The sequence below is a fragment of the Francisella sp. 19X1-34 genome (assembly GCF_041102755.1).
Lineage (GTDB): Bacteria > Pseudomonadota > Gammaproteobacteria > Francisellales > Francisellaceae > Francisella.
Genome location: NZ_JBGCTX010000122.1, coordinates 1 through 2,780, shown reverse-complemented (window position 1 = coordinate 2,780; position 2,780 = coordinate 1). Strand labels below are relative to the sequence as shown.

Here is a 2,780-nt window from a genome sequence, read left to right as displayed (position 1 = left end):
TGTCTATAGCCCTAACTGTATCTAATGAAAAGTTAAACCTTTATCTTTAGGTCATTTCTAATAGTTGCAACAGAACCGTAAATATTCCTAATATTTTTTTAACCATGATAGACTCCCTAAATTTATTAAATTCGCTATTTTACTTTTTGTTATAGAGAGTATAATTGCTGCTTTAGAAAATTGTTTTAACTTATTTTTCCTTATAACATCTATACTAAACTCTATAAAATGAATTTTACCCCTTATGTTAAAGAATTTCTTTAAATTTGTTCTCAATATTTCTAATAATTTAAATAAAATTTATTGTTCTCGAGTACTTTAATTAATTAATCATATTGATAAATATGCCATAGCTCTCTTTTATTTTTTATAAAGCAATGCTTAAATTTACTGTATTAGTATAAAATCTTTGATTGTCCTATAAATAATAAAGATAACAAAAAGGCAAGCATACATGAAAAAAGCTATTATTGTTATAGATCCCGTCGTCTCTAGCGATTATTTAAAAAAATCTATCAATGAACTAGGATATTGTATTATACAAATATTTACTTATCTTTCAGCAAAGAGCCTTATTAAAGACGAAAAAGCTAATCAAAATATTACTATTTTTAGTAAAAAGAATATTGATAATGATATTAAAAAAATTAAATTATTATCATCAAAATATAATATTATAACTGGAATTTATGGAGATGAAATTAGTGTAGAATATGCTGATAAAATATTTAATATATTGTTTCCTGAAACTGCTAACCATATTAACAATTCATCTGTAAGGTTTAATAAATTTGATATGCAGAATTCTCTTTCTAGTCGAGGTATAAATTCAATTAAACAGAAAAGGATAAAAGGCACAAACTTAAGTAATCTTATAGATACTTCGATTAGCTTTTTTAATAAACACAATCGTAATATAGTTATAAAACCATCAATAAATGCAGGTGGATCTATAGGAGTATTTTCTCCAAAAAATAGTGAAGAAATTAAGAAATATTTTGAAAATAACGAACATTTTTTAATTAAAACTAACTCTCCTGAATACGTGTTACAGGAAAGAGTATATGGAAATGAATTTTTAATTGATATTTCTTCTTATGATGGTCAACATGTTATTACAGGCATCGCTCAATATAAAAAAACTCTTATAAATGGTATTTTTGAATATAATTATATAGAGAATATTAATATTAATTCAACCATCACTGAAAAAATAAAGAACTATTCTATATCTATAATTAATGCCTTAGGAGTTAAAACGGGATTATCTCATCTTGAAATTATGATTAATGATGAAAACATCTATTTAATTGAGCTAAATCCAAGAATCTCTGGATTAGGAGGTGCGTTCAATAAAATTCAAAGATCTTTATACAAAATAGATCAAGTTATAGCATTTATAAATTTATTAGAAAATAAAAAAAATACTTTAAAAGAAATAGACAACAATACATATGCAACTATTTTTATATTGAACAATAAAATTGGGAAATATAAAAGTATAAATAAAAAAGAATTATTACAGGATTTGAAGGCAGATAATGAGTTATGTATTTTTAATAAGAAGAATCAATATGGAAACTGCACTAAAGAACTTTCTGAAATAATAGGTATTATTATTTTAAAATCCTGCTTTCCCCATATCATTAATAATGACATTAGATTACTAAATAAAAAAGAAGAAACTGGAGAATTCTTAAGATGTTAATCATTATTGGATATATATATGCTATGATATATGCCATTCTTACTTCATTATCTTATGTTTTTCTAAGTCAAATAGGTGAAACAAATAATATAAATTTCTTTCTTTTTTTTAGTTCATTTATTGGTTTTATCTTTTTCAATGTCAGCAACTATAAGAGATTCTTTATCGCACATAGCACAATTTTTAAATACCATAGACTCTGGTTAATAATGTCTTTATCATTAGCTATCTTATGGTATGTAACATATATGGGAACATTTAAAACTTCGCCTAGTTACATGCTTTCCGCTTTATTTATTTGTGAAGCTCTAACTGCATTATTATATGAAAAAAAGGTATTAACTAGTTTAATGATATTTATATTTCTATTAATAACTGCTGAGATTTTTAAAGAATTAAATTTTATAGGATTACTACTGCCGTTAATAGCAGGATTTATGTGTTTTATATATAGTAAAAGCTCAGAAGTTTTATCTAAAAAAAGTAAATTAAATAGTTTAGATATTTTATCAATTAGATTTTATTTATTATTACTTTTAACTTTTTTTCTCCAAATAAAAGACCCTATATTTCTAATTAATATACATTCTGAAGACCTCTTAGATCTAATAATACTATCAGCTATTAATCTAATATTGCCTATATATTTCGCTCAGTTTTCTATTATAAAAATCAGTGCTGAGAAATTTGCTTATATAGCTACCCTTGTTCCTTTATTAACAGTCATTATGGAAAGTTTTATCAATCACAAAATTCATCTCTCATTATTGATAATAACATTTTTGATTTTTATTTCCCTAAATGGAATATATAAAATAACTTATAATAGATTCATTTTAATTTTTATAAAAAACATTTCAAAAAATATTAAAGCTTTTTTCAGTAAATTGAATAATCCTTATAAATAAAGGGCTATAGGCTGTTTAGGCTCTGTTGCAACTATTGACAATAAGGTTTTTGAAATCTAGTATTTGCGCTAAATATTTTAGTTTAAAAATGTATGAATAGTTTTAAATATAAGCATTTTAATGGGGTAGTAATTTTATGGGCAATCCGTTGGTATCTAAAATAT

Annotated in this window: 2 protein-coding genes; both read left to right on the top strand. The window is 23.6% G+C overall.

The window, feature by feature from the left end; translation table 11 throughout:
* Positions 1–454 precede the first annotated feature (454 nt).
* Positions 455–1,708 (top strand): ATP-grasp domain-containing protein, encoded by a 1,254-nt coding sequence (locus tag AB8E56_RS11485; RefSeq protein ID WP_329481241.1) that lies wholly within the window; start codon positions 455–457, stop codon positions 1,706–1,708.
* Positions 1,709–1,956: 248 nt separating this feature from the next.
* Entirely contained in the window at positions 1,957–2,616 is a 660-nt protein-coding gene (locus AB8E56_RS11480) for an EamA family transporter (RefSeq protein ID WP_329481239.1), read from the top strand.
* Positions 2,617–2,780: the final 164 nt, after the last annotated feature.

What these genes read in the sequence shown, in the direction of transcription:
- AB8E56_RS11480 (WP_329481239.1), top strand. Translation starts at nt 1,957, where the DNA reads ATGGGAACATTTAAAACTTCGCCTAGTTACATGCTTTCCGCTTTATTT.
- AB8E56_RS11485 (WP_329481241.1), top strand. Translation starts at nt 455, where the DNA reads ATGAAAAAAGCTATTATTGTTATAGATCCCGTCGTCTCTAGCGATTAT.